Annotated in this window: 13 protein-coding genes and 2 rRNA genes; 13 read left to right on the top strand and 2 right to left on the bottom strand. The window is 38.4% G+C overall.

What is annotated here, in order from left to right:
• Both KW850_RS25035 and rrf read left to right on the top strand, forming a co-directional pair.
• Window positions 1-118 (top strand): 23S ribosomal RNA (locus tag KW850_RS25035); the annotation flags it as partial.
• A gap of 75 nt (window positions 119-193) precedes the next feature.
• Window positions 194-310, top strand: a 5S ribosomal RNA gene (rrf, locus tag KW850_RS25030).
• Window positions 311-876: 566 nt separating this feature from the next.
• Here the strand turns inward: rrf and KW850_RS25025 are convergent.
• The gene (locus KW850_RS25025) at window positions 877-1,191 is read right to left on the bottom strand and encodes a hypothetical protein (protein ID WP_218350478.1); all 315 of its coding nucleotides are present in this window, start codon (window positions 1,189-1,191) and stop codon (window positions 877-879) included.
• Between the two features lie 177 nt (window positions 1,192-1,368).
• On the opposite strand from KW850_RS25025, the gene KW850_RS25020 reads away from it, so the two are divergent.
• The 3 genes from KW850_RS25020 to KW850_RS25010 all read left to right on the top strand — a co-directional run bounded on the left by KW850_RS25020 (window position 1,369) and on the right by KW850_RS25010 (window position 3,533).
• Window positions 1,369-2,331 carry a DUF1835 domain-containing protein gene (locus KW850_RS25020; protein ID WP_218350477.1) on the top strand — a complete coding sequence of 321 codons (963 nt, stop codon included), beginning with the start codon at window positions 1,369-1,371 and terminating at the stop codon, window positions 2,329-2,331.
• 149 nt (window positions 2,332-2,480) lie between these two features.
• Window positions 2,481-2,825 carry a lmo0954 family membrane protein gene (locus tag KW850_RS25015; RefSeq protein WP_218350476.1) on the top strand — a complete coding sequence of 115 codons (345 nt, stop codon included), beginning with the start codon at window positions 2,481-2,483 and terminating at the stop codon, window positions 2,823-2,825.
• 69 nt (window positions 2,826-2,894) lie between these two features.
• Entirely contained in the window at window positions 2,895-3,533 is a 639-nt protein-coding gene (locus KW850_RS25010) for a PspA/IM30 family protein (RefSeq protein ID WP_218350475.1), read from the top strand.
• A gap of 68 nt (window positions 3,534-3,601) precedes the next feature.
• Here KW850_RS25010 and KW850_RS25005 read toward each other — a convergent pair whose 3' ends face one another.
• Window positions 3,602-4,579: a ring-cleaving dioxygenase gene (locus KW850_RS25005; RefSeq protein WP_218350474.1), complete on the bottom strand. Its 978-nt coding sequence runs from the start codon at window positions 4,577-4,579 to the stop codon at window positions 3,602-3,604.
• Between the two features lie 431 nt (window positions 4,580-5,010).
• On the opposite strand from KW850_RS25005, the gene KW850_RS25000 reads away from it, so the two are divergent.
• The 8 genes from KW850_RS25000 (at window position 5,011) to KW850_RS24965 (ending at window position 17,561) form a co-directional block, all read left to right on the top strand.
• Window positions 5,011-9,354: a pullulanase X25 domain-containing protein gene (locus tag KW850_RS25000; RefSeq protein ID WP_218350473.1), complete on the top strand. Its 4,344-nt coding sequence runs from the start codon at window positions 5,011-5,013 to the stop codon at window positions 9,352-9,354.
• A 224-nt stretch (window positions 9,355-9,578) separates the two neighbouring features.
• A complete protein-coding gene (locus KW850_RS24995) occupies window positions 9,579-10,811 on the top strand; it encodes a DUF438 domain-containing protein (RefSeq protein ID WP_218350472.1) in 1,233 nt (410 codons plus the stop codon).
• Window positions 10,812-11,088: 277 nt separating this feature from the next.
• Complete coding sequence (locus tag KW850_RS24990; RefSeq protein WP_218350471.1) at window positions 11,089-12,282, top strand: glucose-1-phosphate adenylyltransferase; 1,194 nt, start codon at window positions 11,089-11,091, stop codon at window positions 12,280-12,282.
• Between the two features lie 117 nt (window positions 12,283-12,399).
• Window positions 12,400-13,191, top strand: a complete 792-nt coding sequence (locus KW850_RS24985) for an HAD family hydrolase (RefSeq protein WP_218350470.1) — start codon at window positions 12,400-12,402, stop codon at window positions 13,189-13,191.
• Window positions 13,192-13,372: 181 nt separating this feature from the next.
• Window positions 13,373-14,056: a BsuPI-related putative proteinase inhibitor gene (locus KW850_RS24980; protein ID WP_218350469.1), complete on the top strand. Its 684-nt coding sequence runs from the start codon at window positions 13,373-13,375 to the stop codon at window positions 14,054-14,056.
• Window positions 14,057-14,354: 298 nt separating this feature from the next.
• Window positions 14,355-15,710: a branched-chain amino acid transport system II carrier protein gene (brnQ, locus tag KW850_RS24975; RefSeq protein ID WP_218350468.1), complete on the top strand. Its 1,356-nt coding sequence runs from the start codon at window positions 14,355-14,357 to the stop codon at window positions 15,708-15,710.
• Window positions 15,711-16,009: 299 nt separating this feature from the next.
• Complete coding sequence (locus KW850_RS24970) at window positions 16,010-16,210, top strand: cold-shock protein (RefSeq protein WP_026568674.1); 201 nt, start codon at window positions 16,010-16,012, stop codon at window positions 16,208-16,210.
• A gap of 247 nt (window positions 16,211-16,457) precedes the next feature.
• The gene (locus KW850_RS24965) at window positions 16,458-17,561 is read left to right on the top strand and encodes a threonine aldolase family protein (protein ID WP_256358437.1); all 1,104 of its coding nucleotides are present in this window, start codon (window positions 16,458-16,460) and stop codon (window positions 17,559-17,561) included.
• Window positions 17,562-17,565 lie beyond the last annotated feature (4 nt).

Genomic DNA, 17,565 nt, shown 5'->3' with positions numbered 1-17,565 from the left:
GATTTCCCATAGCGCAAGCTAGTAAGAACCCTGAAAGATGATCAGGTTGATAGGTCAGAGGTGGAAGCGTGGTAACATGTGGAGCTGACTGATACTAATCGTTCGAGGACTTAACCATTTTTAAGGCTTTCTCGAGTTTACAACTTCTTCTGCATTATCTAGTTTTGAGGGAATGAAACCTCAAACCAAATAGTCTGGTAATTAAGGCGAGAAGGTCACACCCGTTCCCATACCGAACACGGAAGTTAAGCTTCTCAGCGCCGATGGTAGTTGGGACACGCGTCCCTGTGAGAGTAGGACGTTGCCAGGCACGAAAAAAACAACCTGAAAAGGTTGTTTTTTTGTATTCAATTTCTATATTCTAATCCCCTTTTTATGTATTAAACTCTAATAATCCCTGGGTTATAAGGAAGCCTCCATCATTGCCCGAGCTGTCGAATATTTTGGCAGCAAGGTAAATGAACCGCCTTTTCATTTACCGAGAAGACATAATATTGTACAACAAGGTAAATGAAACGTCTCTTCATTTACCGAGAGGGCAAATTTTTGTGTAACAAGGTAAATGAACCTCCTCTTCATTTACCGAGAGGGCAGATTTTTGTACGACAAAGTAAATGAACCGCTGCTTCATTTACCGAGATAGCAGATTTTTGTACGACAAGGTAAATGAACCGCCTCTACATATAACTAGAAGCTAAATTTTTGTGTAACACAGGAAATGAAGGCAACAAAAATTAGAAAAAAACCGTGAAAAATGACTCCAATGCGATGAACTTCAACAAAATAAGCCAATAAAAATAATAATACCTATAAACAAAAAAAGGGCAATGAATTCAAAAAGTTCATTGTCCTTTTCCACGTCCTTACATATTGATACTATCGCTTCAATCGTCTTAATACCTTATCTTCAAAATCATCATGATTGATATCCAATCCTATTACTTCATTTCGAAAGGTCTTGAACCGTCCATTTGCTACTTCAAGTGTGAAATATCCTCTTTCACTTAAAAGGTTAATATCCCCAATAATATTTTTCCTGAGTACAGGGTCAAATAAATTTACTAAATTAGGGTTACTTGGATGAGGTTTGAACATACATCCTTTTTCTATACATGTTCTTACAATGTTTTGGACCTTTGGATGTGCAATGCTTTCAATTTTTTTATTTACTTCGGTACTATACATAGTCATTTGGCTCCTTTCCCGTCTTAAAACGATATGCATATGCAAAGACAAATATGCAATATCCTCTTAGCAACATACTAGTATATGTGTATATTAGAAGAGTAATTGCATTTACGTGTTAAAATAGAGGAATGCAAGTAACATCTTTTTCTATTGAATGAAAACAAGAAAAGAGGTTTAAATATGATTCATCTAGTGAATGGGGATGTTGTGGGCAGTAAGCTTGGAAATCTTCCAGGAGATGTTCTCGTTTGGCGGGAAATGTATGATTTTGGTCCACTCTGCAATGACATTTCAGATGAAATTTGGATCAGACGCAGGGCCGATTTTTTTGAAAAAAAGGTAGCTATACCGGCTCCTTTATTCATTCAGAATTGTGAAAATCAAAATCGATTTCTAGCTGGGGTTCCAAGGGAAACAGAGATGATCCTCTGGTTTGAACATGATCGATATGATCAAACGATGTTAATGTATTTACTAAATGAACTATATAATAAAGAGTTTAAGAACTTATCAATGGTGACTATCAATGAGTATCCGGGGGTAGACACCTTTTATGGCCTGGGTCAATTATCCTCACAGCAATTAGAGGAACTTTTTTATACTAAAAAACAACCTATAACAAATGAGCAAATAAATGAAGCGATTACGTGCTGGGAGGCATATACCTCAAAGAATCCAACGGAGATAGAAAAATGGATTGCCGCTTCAAATACAAAATTACCTTTTTTAAGACAAGCATTACAATCTCACTTAAGCTACTTTCCTTCAGTACACACAGGGCTAAATGAGGTAGAAACTTTTGTAGTAAATTATCTTGAACGAAATACTTGCTCCTTTGTGGAACTGTTTCAAGCTATTGCCGAACAAAGAAGTAATGATGGTATGAGTGATCTTTATTTTGCAGCTATGTTAAACCAGCTGATGGATGCGTCATATCCATTGTTGGAGTGTGATAGTCCATTACCAAATTTTCATAATCCAGAACCGAAAGCCAAACTTTGGCTTTCGTCTAATGGTTTAGATATTTTAACTGGCCATAAAATTCATTTTGAATTTGATTCACGTGATTGGTGGATCGGAGGAATAAACATTAAAGAGGACCATTGGTTTTGGGATGGGAACAAACTTATTAATAATTTATAGGATTTGGGTCAGTCTCTCACACATTTGTAGTGGGGGGCTGACCCTTTATACGTCTTAGGGCTGAGTTAAAAATCAAGCTTAGGCTCAATTATGATAACTCAATAAAAAAGGTAAGATGATATCAAGAAATACAAAGGAGGAAAAACAAAATGAAAAAATTTGGATTACTTGTAGCAGGTGGAATTGCAGCCATCGTTCTACTTTCAACAATAGGTCCGATGGTAGGACTCGTACTAAGTGTGGCGTTGTTATATTTCATCTACAAAAAGTTCTTAAAAACAGAATCCACAGGCTGGAAAATTGGTTTAGGGATTATTGGTGGGATAGTCTTGATAGCTTCACTACACAATATTCCAGCAATTATTGGTGTCGCAGCTGCTTATGTTCTATACCTTGTTTATAAAAATTGGAATAGGAGCAAGCCGGTCATTGGGAAGGAAGAGTCAGATCCATTCATCAATTTTGAAAAGCAATGGAATGAATTACAAAAATAGAGAGTGATTTGGTGTTTATGACAAACCAAGCAATAAAAATACAATTTACCTAAAAAAGGAGAGAATAACATGACAAACTTATTTACAAGAATTAAAAACACAATTACAGCTGATTTACACGAGGCTCTTGATCATAAGGAAAAGAAAAATCCCATTGCCAATCTTAATCAATACCTTCGCCAATGTGAGTTGGAAACAGAAAAGGTTCGAAAGTTAGTAGAACGCCAATATACCTTGAAGGATGAATTTCAACGAGAATACCAACAGGCAGTTGAACTAGCTGAAAAAAGAACCTATCAAGCGAAAGTGGCTTCAAAAGCAGGGGAAACTGAGCTATATCAATTCGCATTGGCGGAGCAACAACAATATACCGAACGAGCAGAACGTTTACGTACTTCTCTTGAACAAGTTAATGCGCAGTTGGGTGAATTAGAAAGAAAATATGAAGAAATGAAGCATAAGGTAAAAGATATGCATCTGCGTCGGATGGAATTAATGGGTCGTGAAAATGTGACACGCGCGAATCTTCAAATTAACCAAGTGCTTGATTCCAATTCATACTCTGATAAATCTTATTCAAAGTTCAAGGAGATCGAAACCTATCTTGACCGCTTGGAGCATCATGTGAACAGCTCATTTTACCGCAGTACAATCGATGCCCGCGTAGCACAATTGGAAAAAGAAATGAAAAAAGAAACCATTTCATAATCGCTGACCTGAACAAAGAGCGAGGCATCATTGCCTCGCTCTTTGTTTAATTTCAATATAAACCATACTTATTCTTTGATGAATTCTATGCTACTTCTGACGGTATCAATCGGCCTAACCAATTTCTCGATTTGTGCTCGTTTTGGTTCTAAGAACGGTGGTAAAGATAATTTTTCACCGAGTGTTTCGTAAGGTTCGTCACCCATAAATCCTGGGCCGTCAGTGGCAAACTCAAAGAGAATCTGTGGTGCCACTCTAGTATATAAGGAACCGAAAAAGAAACGATCGACGAAACCGGACGTTTGGAAGCCGAAGCTTTCCATGTGCCCTATCCATTCTTCTAAAACTGAGCGATCATCGACACGGAAGGCGGCATGGTGGACAGTCCCGAAACCTTGTCGTGCTTGTGGGAGGATCGCATTATACTCAACAATTACTTGTGCGCCATTTCCGCCTGTACCTACTTCAAATAAATGAAACGAGCCTTCTTGTGCGATCTCTTTAAATAAAAGGACTTTTTCCATCATTTCTTTAAAGTAATCAAAATTGGCAACACGAACAAAGATTGGTCCTAATCCTGTAATCGCAAAGTCCAGTGGAACGGGGCCTTTTTGCCAAGGGGTCCCAGCTGCAACCCCTTGATTATGTTCATCTGAAATTAATTGGTATTGCTGGTCGTCAAAATCAACAAACGAGATTGTTTTTTTACCAAATTGTTCTTTAATGCCTGTATGTTTTATTTCTAAACGATCAAATCGTTTCTTCCAGTATTCAATCGCTGCATCACTTGGAACACGGAAGGATGTTTTTGAAATTTCATTGGTTCCATGGACGCCTTTAGGAATGCCGGGAAAATCAAAAAAGGTCATATCGGTTCCCGCGCTGCCAACATCATCGGCAAAGAATAAGTGATAGGTTTGAATATCATCTTGGTTAACGGTTTTCTTGACTAGGCGCATCCCTAAAACATAGGTGAAAAATTGATAATTTTTTTCTGCACTGCTCGTAATTGCTGTTACGTGATGTATGCCTTTTAATCCATTCATTGTAAATCCTCCCATTACCCTCAATAATGAACAATTATATAAATAAAGAATTCATAACTAGTATCTACTAAATTACATGAAACTATTGTCTTTAATTCATTTATCTTTAATTCGAGATAAATATACCATGAATTTATGATGTTGTCAAAAGTTATGGTAGAGTTTAAGGCTGATAAGAATTCAGACTTACTATTTCGTAAAAAAGGTAGAAGTCTCTTTGGATTTGATCTATTTTTATCTTCAGGAAGAGAAATGAAATAATATTCTGAAAAAAACAGGACTAATTACATACATTCAGAAGACAAAAAAGTAATAAAGGCCTATTCTTATCAAAATAATGATGATGAGATAATAACAAGAGGTAAGCGTTTTCTTTATTTAATTGCGCAAACGTTTGCTCAAAAAATATTACTTATAGGGGAGGAAAATGCATGAAAGGAAAAGTACGTAAGTCTATCAGTTATCTGGCACTTTTCATTTTGATTGTGCAAACGATTGCAGGAACGACTTTTTTTCACCCAATGCCAACCAGTGCGGAAGGGAGGGTTGTGACGCTAGTCGGTAACCTACAAGATGAACTCGGCGGTTCTAGTGAATGGAATCCTGCAGAATCCGCAACACAAATGAAGCTGCAGGAGAATGGGAGGTACATACTGTCAGGAACATTGCCTGCAGGAAACTATGAATATAAAATTGCCATAAACGGTTCATGGGATGAAAACTATGGAGTGAACGGCGCGCCTGGAGGCGATAATTACAAGTTGTCTCTTGAAAAAGAACAACAGGTTACGTTCCTCTATGATGATCGTACGCATCGCGTAACGATACCGATTGAACTGCCAGATGATCAAAAGCCAAGGATTGTCGGTGACATTCAGCCAGAGCTAAATGCTGGTGGAGAGTGGGCGCCTGATCAATCAACAGCGATTTTACAGGATGATGATCATGACAATCTATATACGTTAACTGCTCATGTTCCTAAAGGAAAGCATGAATTTAAGATCGTCCTTGGGAACAATTGGAGTGCACCAGCGTATCCAGACAATAATTTTGTATTAAATGTATTAAAAGACGCAACGGTTACGTTCTTTTATAACCATGATACAAAAGAAGTATACACTGATTATGACCCAGGTTTACCAGACGGAAATGTTCAGGGGGATAAGCTTTATCACAATACTTGGGATTCGGCATACCGTTCACCGTTTGGGGCCATTAAAGCTGGGGACATAGTTAAACTTCGTCTCCAAGCAAAGAAGGGTGACTTAACCGGGGCAAAGGTTCAGTTGAAGAACTACAACACGGGTAATACCGTAACAGTAGATATGGAGTATGCGGGCTGGCTTGAGCAAAAGGGAGGGCCAGTTGAGTTTTGGGAGGCAGAAGTAAAGCCTATAGAAAAGGGTGTTTATGGGTATAAATTTATAGCGCGTGACGGAGAGGGTCAGAAAGAGTACGGGGAAGACGTCCAAGAAGGGGGAAAAGGAACGGCCGCTGATTCTAATGCTTCATTATTTCAGTTAACTGTGTATGATCCAAACTATAAGACACCTGATTGGATGAAGGAAGCGGTTGTGTATCAGATTTTCCCAGATCGCTTTAACAATGGTAATAAAAACAATGATCATGCAAAAACCAATGCACGCGGTAACGAGCCAATCGAGGAAAAGGATTGGACCGATTTACCGGATAATCCTCGTCTAGAAAATACGGATGGATATGATGATGATGCAATTTTCTCAAATGATTTCTTTGGGGGAGATATTGCAGGAATTCAAAAGAAATTAGATTATATTCAATCTTTAGGTGTCAACACACTCTATTTAAATCCTATTGCTGAAGCAGCTTCAAACCATAAGTATGATGCAGCAGACTACAAATCGGTTGACCCAATGTTTGGATCTCCTGAGGAATTCCAAGCGTTTGCTAAAGAAGTAAAGAAACGCAAAATGCATTTAATCTTAGACGGCGTGTTTAATCATGTTGGTGACGATTCGATTTACTTTGACCGTTATGGAAAATATCCAACAGTTGGTGCGTATGAATATTGGTCAGCCATCTATGACCTTGTCAATAAAGGGGTAGCAGAGGAAGCAGCTAAAAAACAAGTGGAAGAAAAATTCATTGCGGAAGGACAAGTATTTAGCCCATACGGCTTCCAAAACTGGTTTAACATTCAAAATGAAAAGGTAGACGGTGTTTATAAATACCAAAGCTGGTGGGGCTATGATTCTCTTCCGGAAATCAAATCGATTCCTGGTGAAGCAGTGGATTATCCATCCGAGCTAAATAATAAGTCATTCGCGAATTATATTATGTATGATGACGATTCAGTGGCCAAAACATGGCTTAAAAACGGTTCATCAGGCTGGCGATTAGACGTTGCAAACGAAGTGGACCCTGAGTTTTGGCGTGAGTTTCGTAAGGAGCTGAAAACAGGCAAGAAAGACGAACCATTAATTTTAGGTGAAATCTGGGATGATGCTTCTGAATATTTCCTTGGGGACTTATATGATTCCGTCATGAATTACAGATTCCGCGGTGCAATGATTGATTACTTAAAAAGTGGAAATGCAGAAGGAGCAGAAAATCAGCTCAATGCCGTTTATGAAGACTATCCCAAGGAAGCATTTTATGCCCTTATGAACTTAATGGGCTCTCATGATACCGCCCGAGCTTCATTTATTTTGGGGAACGGTACAGATTCTTATGAAAGGGCCGAGTTTGATAAAAATTATAATCCGAAGCTTGGGAGTCAGCGCTTAAAGCTTGCTGCCATCCTGCAAATGGGTTATGCAGGTGCACCTACGATTTATTATGGCGATGAAGCTGGAGTAACTGGTTCAAAGGACCCGGATGACCGACGAACCTATCCATGGGGTAACGAGGATAAGGATTTGATCAAACATTATCAAACGATTGGAAAAGTAAGAACTGATTATCATGATTTGTTTAGTTATGGAGATTTGACCCATCTTTATGCCAAAGGCGATGTTCTTGCCTTTTCCCGTTCTGACAAAAAGAATGTCGGTGTTGTGATTACAAACCGAAGCAATGTAGAGAAAACAGTTGAGCTTAATGTTGAAGATTTATTGATTAATGGAATCAAGTTTACTGATCAGCTTGATCAAAAGTACACAGCTATATCTAAAGACGGACATCTTACCATTACTGTTCCGGCAATGAGCGGGCGCATGCTTGTATCCGATAAAGGCCAAAACTTAAAACGTCCGTCAGTGGTTACGGCATTAACAGCTAAAGAAGGAAGCCATACGGCAACGTTAAAGTGGGAAGGCGATGCGAAAAAGTATGCGATTTACCAAACGACGATTTCAGGAGCTTTTTATCAAAAAGTAAAAGAAACCTCTAGTAACTCAGTAACCATTGACGGCTTAGACAATGGTCGTAAATATTACTTTGCTGTTGTTGCGCTAGATAAAAATGGGAATAGTTCTGAAAAGATAGAAACCCAATCTGCTATTATTCCGCATGTGGAGTTAACAGAAGAAAATTACAAGATTGATAACGTTACAGCCCTAGAATCTAGTATTATCGACCTTTCCAAGCAGGAAACGATCACAGCCAATATATACATTAAGGGTGAAACAGAAGCAGGACAAATAGACGGCTTGCAGGCAAAGCTAGAAGTTAAAAGGCCAGGAAGTGATCTCTGGACCTCTTATAAGGCTAGTTATGTGAGTCAACAGGAAACGTCCAATGTCTTTAGTGCTAATTTCCTTCCATTTAAAGAAGGATCTTATGAGTATCGTTTTGCTTTCTCCAACGATTTGGGACGAAGCTGGGTAGCAAGTAAAACACAGTCAGTAAGCTTCACAAAAGGAGACGATACGAAAGCACCCGCTGAAAAAGTAACTCTAGAACAGCCGGAAAAGGAATCTGGTCAGGTCAATCTTTCTTGGAAGGTCGAAGGCGCGAATGACCCTTATATGATGGCGATAGTCCGCGATGGTGAAGTGATTGATCAATTGTTGGATATTTCAAAGCAATCATATCGAGATATCAACGTAACAAATGGAAAATCGTATACGTATGAAGTTCAGATTTATGACCGGGCTGGAAATATGGTGAAATCCAACTCGGTTACTGTCATCCCTGAGCTAGTAACCGTAAAGGTAACATTTAAAGTGAATGCACCAGCCTATACTCCGCAAGGCATATACATCACGATGCCTGGCAGTAAAAACGGCTGGAATACCGGTGCATGGCAGATGACACGCGGCGGAGCTGTCACCAATGATTATGAATATACGGTCGAAGCACAGGAAGGCGAAGTGCTAACTTACAAATACGTAAAAAATGGCACATGGGATCAAGAAGGCTTACCTGACCATACAGCAGCAAACACCAATGATGATGACGTCAGCTTTTATGGGTACGGAGCACAAGGTACTGACTTGTCAGTAGCCGTCACAAACCAAGGCGGCAATCAAATGGTGGTCCAGGATAAAATTCTCCGCTGGATTGATCAGCCGATTGTGGTGACATCTCATACAGACGGGCAGACAGTCTCTTCAGAGAGCATCACTTTACAAGGAAATGCAATTAAAGATGGAGTTCTTACCATCAATGGAGAGCCTGTAGCAATCAATAGTGATATGAGTTTCTCTCATACCATCAAGCTAAATACAGGTGAAAACAAACTTAGCATTCACATCGAACCATCAGAAACTAGTAAATCAACAATCTTTAAAAATGATGGCGGGGCAATTGCTAAAGCTACAAAGACGATTGATTTTATTATTAATAAAAACTAATAGAAGTGCCTCTTTCCTAGAGATAGGAGAGAGGCTTTTTATACTTTTTTATGCTAGAAGAAATTTCCTTTTCTTTGTTAAATAAATTCATTTTTCGTCCTAGAAGATTTCACCATTACCATGTACTAATGATGTAAATCACAAACAAACATTTTAGAAGGTGTTAAGTTATTAATGAGAACAAATATCAAAAGTATTATGCAACAGTGAAGGAGAATCCTGATATGAGTGAAATCATTAATAACCGTGAACAACTGACCAATAAAAATACAGAACGCTTAGCAATATTAAAAGAACTCTTTGTCGATCTTCATCATGGCAGAAACCTGGATGAGGTCAAAGCTCATTTTGATGCCTTTATTGGAAAAATAACCATCGATGAAATTACTCGACTCCAACATGAGTTTATCGAAGTGGGAAGTATTCCTTTAGCAGAACTACAACATATTTATCAACAGCATAGGGCTATTTTTCAAGGAGCGATTGACTTCGAATCACACGATAATGGCAAACAAGAAGACCAGCCAGGTCATCCAGTTCACACCTTTAAGCTTGAAAATCAAGAAATTGATAAATTGTTATCAACGAAACTTCAAGGCCATTTAGACGCGTTTGCAAAAGAAGATTCCGCTGAAAATATCTATCAGCTAATCGAAGATATCAATCTTTTGCTCGATATTGATAAGCACTATAGTCGAAAAGAGAATTTGATTTTTCCCTATTTAGAAAAGTATGGAATCTACGGTCCAACTACCAATATGTGGAGAATCGATGATTTCATCCGGGATGCCATTAAGGATGGCAGGCAACAACTTGCTAATTATCTCGGTGATAAGCAGGCTGTTATCAATGTATTAAATTTTGTGATTCATGAAGTGGCAGGGATGATCTATAAAGAAGAGAATATCCTTTTCCCGATGGCTTTAAATCATTTTACCGAAGATGAATGGGTGAAAATAGCCCATGAAAGTGATGAAATTGGTTATTGTCTGATTGCACCTGCCCAGTTATGGAAGCCGGAGAGAAAAGCATTAGAAGAAAAGGCAATTTCTGAAGGATTTATTAAGATGGAAACCGGTATTCTCTCATTAAAGCAGTTAGAGTTATTATTAAACCATTTACCGGTCGATATCACCTTTATTGACCAGGATGATGTGGTCCGTTATTTCTCTCACGGGAAGGAACGAATTTTTGCCCGGACGAAAGCTGTCATTGGCCGAACTGTTCAAAACTGTCATCCGCCAAGAAGTGTCCATGTTGTAGAGAAACTGTTGGCAGATTTTAAGTCCGGTAAAAAAGAGAGTGAGGATTTCTGGATCCAGTTTAAGGATAAATACGTTTATATTCGCTATTTTGCCGTTCGTGATGAGAACGGGAACTATATCGGTACCCTTGAATTTACCCAAAATATCGATCCTCTCAAAGCGATTGAAGGGGAAAAACGAATCTTATATTAGCATACGGTGACAAAATAAACTGCTATTTCAACGACGAAGATAATCGCCGAGAAATGGCAGTTTTTATTTAATTGGAAAAAGTTCTTTATCTAATATTACGACAATACTAGCTAATTTTAGAGTGAGCTTCCTTGTTAGTGTCGATAAAAAAGCTGGACATTTTCACAAAGGTGTAACAGGTTCAACGGAAAAATGGAAGAAAACGGAGATAATAAAAGTATAAGAAGTTGCAATAACGTGCACTCACGAAAGGACTAAATTTACGAGGAGGGAAACAATGAGAAAACAGAAATGGATTGCTTTGTTATTGGCAGGTGGAAAGGGAACAAGATTAAACCTGTTAACAAAATCACTAGTTAAGCCAGCGGTCCCATTTGGTGGGAAATACCGCATCATTGATTTTGCTTTAAGTAACTGCAAGAATTCTGGAATTGAGACGGTGGGCATTTTAACACAATACAGACCATATGTGTTGCATTCACATCTTGGTCATTACAGCTATTGGAATTTGTATAGTCGATACGGGGGCTTAACCATTCTCCCGCCATTTCAGCGCAATAACTCTGGAGTAGAATGGTATGAAGGTACTTCCCATGCTGTCTTTCAAAATATTGAATTTATCGAGCAGCAAAATCCTGAGTATGTGCTTATTCTATCAGCAGACCAAATCTATAAAATGGATTATTCTTTAATGCTTGAGCAGCATATTGAAACAAAAGCGGATTGTACCATAGCCGTAGTTGAAGTTCCCTGGGAGGACGCGAGCCGCTTTGGTCTCATAAAAATAGATAAGAATAGCTATAAAATTATCGATTTTGAAGAAAAACCGGAAAATCCGACGACAAATTTAGCATCCATGGGTATTTATATTTTTAAATGGGCCGTGTTAAAAGAGTATTTGCTACAAGAGGAGCAAAAAGAATTTACCAATCGAGATTTCGGCAGGGATATCATTCCTTCCATGCTTTGTGATGGTTTGCGGCTCTATGCCTACTATTTCGATGACTATTGGAAGGATGTAGGAACGGTCCGAAGTTATTGGGATGCAAATTTGGACCTTTTGGATCGAGAGAGTAACATCTTCCTTCACAATCCGGAGTGGCAGATCCATACCGTCGAACATAATGCACCCCCATTATTTATGGATGAGGGTGCAAAAACACAGCAGAGTTTACTGAGTGATGGCTGTGAAATATATGGAACGATTGAAAAATCAGTTCTGTTTAGCGGAGTGAAGGTGGGAAAGGGGGCACGAATCAAAAATGCCGTTATCTTGCCGAATACGATCGTGGAAGAGAACGCCTGGATTGAAAATGCTGTCATCGGCAGCCAAACGGTCGTCAAGAATGGTGTCATCATTGTCTCTATGGATTCCAAAGCGCATTTAATGGTTGTCGGAAATAATGTAACTGTGGACCCTGCCATCTACGATTTAACAGCCAAAAACAATGTGTTAACATTATCATCATAATTTTTTTATTGTAGCTGATCTTCGCTTTATAAAAAATAAAAAATTCAGAATCATATATTTTTAATTTTTAAAATGGTAAACTATTAAAATATATCTTTTGAACAAGGAGAAGATCACATGATTAAAGCGATTTTTTTTGATTTAGATGATACACTGCTTTGGGATCAAAAAAGTGTAAAGGAAGCTTTTGCAGCCACGTGTCAAGTGGCAAAGGAACGGTATGGAATTGACGTGGATCAATTAGAAGAGGCCGTTCGAGAGGCTGCGAGAGAATTATACTCTTCCTATGAATTTTATCCTTTCACGCAAATGATTGGGATCAATCCTTTTGAAGGTCTTTGGGGAAATTTTTTAGATGAACATGATGATTTTAGAAAAATGAAGGAAACGGTCCCTGCCTATCGGAAAGATGCCTGGACAGCGGGATTGAAGGCTCTTGGTGTGGATGACGCTGATTTTGGCTTGGAGTTAGCGGAACGGTTCCCACAAGAGCGCAGGAAATTACCGTTTGTATATGAGGAATCATTTAAAATTCTTGATAGATTAAAAGGGAATTTTCAACTGTTGCTGTTAACCAATGGTTCACCAGATCTTCAAAATACAAAATTAGAGATCACACCGGAGCTTGTTCCATATTTTGATCAAATTGTTATTTCAGGTAATTTTGGCAGAGGAAAACCAGATCCGACCATCTTTGAACACGCCCTGGAATTATTGTCGGTTCAAAAAGATGAGGTCATCATGGTAGGGGATAATCTCATGACCGATATCCTTGGTGCAAATCGGGCAGGGATCAAAACGGTCTGGATTAACCGTCACGACAAAGTCAGAAATGAAGTTATTCCAACTTATGAGATTAAACATTTGGAAGAACTTTTTCCTTTATTAGAGGAATTGCTGGCGAATTAGAATGTATTTTTCATTAAATTGCTGTAAATGTAGGGACTTTATCTATATTTATGGCAATTTTTTTATTTTTTGTGGAGCTAATCGAATTTAATTAATATTGAAAAACATGTAACTTTGTTCTCCATTTCGGCGACTATATGGCTAAGACCTACAAATTTCCTTTTGGAAAAGGGGAGAGAAAATGCGAAACAAGAAATGGTTCCCTATTATCGGTTCTGTATTGGTGATTGGCTTGTTGACGGGGTGTGGAATGGGGGATGCTCCAAAGGGCAGCTCAGAAGGTACTAAGAGAAAGGCTCCTGATCAAAGTGAAATCGCCGCTAAGTTTCATGCCACGATTGAAACGAAGCCTGAGAACCATTCGATGATTGTCCAATACACGGTAAAAAATCTTTCAGTCAAAGCACAGAAACTAACTTTTACTAGTGGTTTAGAGGCTGATTATATTGTCTACGATTTACAAGGAAAGAAAGTCAGACAATATTCGGATGAGGTCATGTCAACACAAGCGATCAAGATACTAGATTTAGGAAGTAATCAGGAAATAGCTAAGAAATTTACGATTTCAGATCTTCCCAATGGCCATTATAAAATCGAGGTGTTCTTAACAGCAAAAGAAGAGGAAGCCAAAGTGGTGACCGACTTACTCATTAAAAATTCGTTTAGCAAAGGATCCGGTGTTCTGGTAGGTCAAATGGATCCGCATACGATAGAAATCGATATAGAAGGTAAGAAAGTAGCCTTCCAGTTAACAGAGGAGGCGATAAGGCAATTATCATCACTGAAAGAAGGCAATCAAATTTCCTTTTTATACACGGAAAATGAAACTGGACAAAAGTTGATTTATAAGTTTGTCAATGAATAAATGTTAGTGTTTTTTCTAAGAGGCCCTTGCCGAAAAGTCGGACAAAGGTCTTTTTTTATTTTTCTAATCTTAATTATTAATTATATTAAAATAACATCGATTAGTTAGTAGGATACATGTATTTTTTTGTCTATTTAGGATAATTCCAGTAAATTGGTTGCGAACTAGTAGATTATTCCTTTCGAAATTATCAAATTAATCTCAAAAATAGGTTGATATTAAGTGTTGTGGATAGTAATATTATTGTCGGAATATATTGAATCCAAACGGATTAAACATGTAGGTAGGAGAAGCAAATATGCAAAATAAATTACCATTTTCAAGGTATTTCGTGATAGGAGTCATGTTGTTTGCCTTGTTTTTCGGAGCAGGGAATCTAATTTTTCCCGCAGCACTCGGTCAGAATGCAGGGTCAAATGTATGGATGGCCATCACTGGCTTTTTAATAACTGGAATTGGATTGCCGTTTCTAGGAATCCTGTCGATGGGGTTCTCAGGAAGTAAGAACTTAGAGGAACTTGCAAGCCGTGTCCACCCGCTCTATGGGGTAATCTTTACATCGCTTCTTTATTTGACGATTGGGCCATTTTTTGCAGCACCAAGGACAGGCGCTGTCGCCTATGATATCGGGATTGCACCGTTCGTAAGCGAAGGTTATGGACAAATTGGCTTGTTCGTGTTCACCTTGCTATTTTTTATCGTGACCCTTTGGTTTTCGTTAAACCCAGCCAAGCTAGTGGATCGGGTCGGGAAAATTCTTTCTCCTGCGATCATCGTCCTTATTTTTATCTTATTAGTAATGGTTATTGTCAAACCGCTTGGTTCGATACCAGCTCCGCAGGCGGCTTATGCAAACGGGGCGTTCTTAAAAGGTTTTATGGAGGGCTATAACACGATGGATGCCCTTGCATCGCTTGTCTTTGGGATCATCGTTATCAATTCGATTCGTTCGATGGGTGTAACATCAACAAGCGGTGTCCTATTAGCTTCAGCTAAATCTGGACTAATTGCGACCATTTTTCTTGGTATCATCTATGTGGGCGTTGCCTATTTAGGGGCAACGAGCACTGATGCATTCGGACTTTTTGATACGGGAGGTCCCGTCCTAGGGAAGGCATCTTCGTATTACTTTGGAACGTTTGGAACGGTAATGTTATCGGTTATTATCCTGCTTGCTTGTCTGACAACGAGCATCGGCTTGATGACTGCGTGTGGTGAATACTTTCATACACGGCTACCTAAAGTCAGTTACAAAATATGGGTGGTTTTCTTTTCACTCGTATCGTTTGTGATCGCAAACTTTGGTTTATCAAATATTATTAATTTTTCCATTCCTGTTTTAATGTTTCTTTATCCATTGGCGATTGCGTTAATGCTGTTGACATTTTTGTCAAAGCTGTTTAACCATTCACGGCTTGTTTATGTAGCTGCGATTTCTGTCACTTTCATGATCAGTATTATCGATGGCTTTAAAACATTATGTGACCTGCTTGGAATCGAATATTTCGGCTGGCTTGCTCATATTATCAGGGTTTATGAACAAATATTACCTTTCTATAACAATGGCCTCGGCTGGCTGATACCAGTTTTGGTTACGATCTTAATTACGGGAATATTCGCCAATGTACAGAATTTCTCTGGAGTCCGTGTTTAAAAAAACTGAAAGTGCCAAAATAGCATTTGAAATACATCTCCCACCCCTGTAGGAGATGTTTTTTTGAAATGATTTCATTTCTAGTAGATTTTAAAGCTTACTGTCGTAGCCTTTGTGGTGCCTGACACCAAAAAGAACACAAAGTAAAAAACAAATTTGCATTTCTATCAATTCTCTGTTATAGTTAGGAAGAATTATTTTTGTTAGTTGTAGGATAATAAGTGCTAAACTTTCTGTCTTGAAGAACTGAGCAAGGATAGTAACACAATGTGTGCAAAGCACACGAGGAGGAAACAACAATGGAACAAGGTAAAGTAAAATGGTTTAATGCAGAAAAAGGTTTCGGATTCATCGAACGCGAAGCAGGAGACGATGTATTCGTACACTTCTCAGCTATCCAAAGCGAAGGTTTCAAAACTTTAGACGAAGGTCAAGCTGTTACATTTGAAGTAGAACAAGGTCAACGTGGACCTCAAGCTACTAACGTTCGTAAAGCATAATTGAACCTAACTATCAAAAGACTCTCTTAGGGGAGTCTTTTTTTGTGCGTATAAATAGAAAAAATTCTACTCTGCAGTTGAGTAGGGCAGGCTTTTAAAATGTTCCCTCCTATATTAAATTGATAGAATTGCTTGAAAAGAATTATAATGGAAATATATCCAATTAAACCAGTTTAGCAGTTGATGTAACTGTCATTCTTTAGCATCCTAAAATAACCACTAGTAGAAAAAAGGAGACTTAATAAATTTGACTAATAATACTTTATTAGAAGCCTATAAACAAGCAAAATATAAGGTCCCTGGTCATGGTTCTAGGGACATTCATACGTTAAAGTCTGTTTTAGATACGATCGATGGACAACTTGAGAGTGACACCTACGGGAAGGGAAAGATTATTGAAGACTTTCAAGGAAAGATGGCAAAGTATTTAGGGAAAGAAGCAGCTGTTTTTTTTCCTAGTGGAACAATGGCCCAGCAAATTGCCTTAAGAATTTGGTGTGATCGAAAAGGAATAAGAAAAGTGGCCTATCATCCGTTGTGTCATTTAGAGATTCATGAAGAAGACGGCTTGAAAGAATTGCATCATATCGAAACGATTTTCCTGGCAGATAACGATCGTGTGATTCACTTGAAAGATGTTCAGGATATGAAGGATGAAATTTCCTGCTTATTGTTGGAATTACCACAACGTGAGATTGGCGGGCAACTACCAGATTACAAAACTTTAGAGGAGATATCAGCCTATTGTCGTGAAAAAGAAATTAAACTCCATTTGGATGGTGCGAGACTTTTTGAAATTCTTCCCTACTATGAGAAGTCTGCAGCTGAGATCTGTGCTCTATTTGATAGTGTTTATGTTTCTTTTTACAAAGGAATTGGCGGGATTGCGGGAGCTATTCTTGCAGGAGAGCAAACTTTTACAGATCAATCAATGGTTTGGAAACGGCGGCATGGCGGAGATTTGATCAGCCTTTATCCATATATTCTTAGTGCGGATTATTACTTTGATCAAAAAATCGGTAAAATGAAACAATATTTTGATGAAGCGAAGGAACTTGCAGGATACTATAATCACTGTCATGGAATAGCGACCAAACCGTTGGTACCTGTTTCTAATATGTTTCATGTTCATTTTCAAGGTTTAAAAGAGGACATCGAGTCAATTCTTGTCGATCTTTACAAGGAATCAGGGATTGGTTTAACTGGTAATATAAGAGAAGTTAACCATACATCATGTTACTCTGAAATAAGCGTAGGTGACTTGTTTTCTAAAATTCCGAAGACTGAGTTAGAAAAGGTCTTTAGACTTCTTAATGAGAAGATGAGGGAATACCAAGCTAGAGTTAATTGATCAG

It is taken from the genome of Bacillus sp. sid0103, from assembly GCF_019219025.1.
Note: the sequence above shows the minus strand (reverse complement) of the source record. Positions and strands in the feature narration are given on the sequence as shown.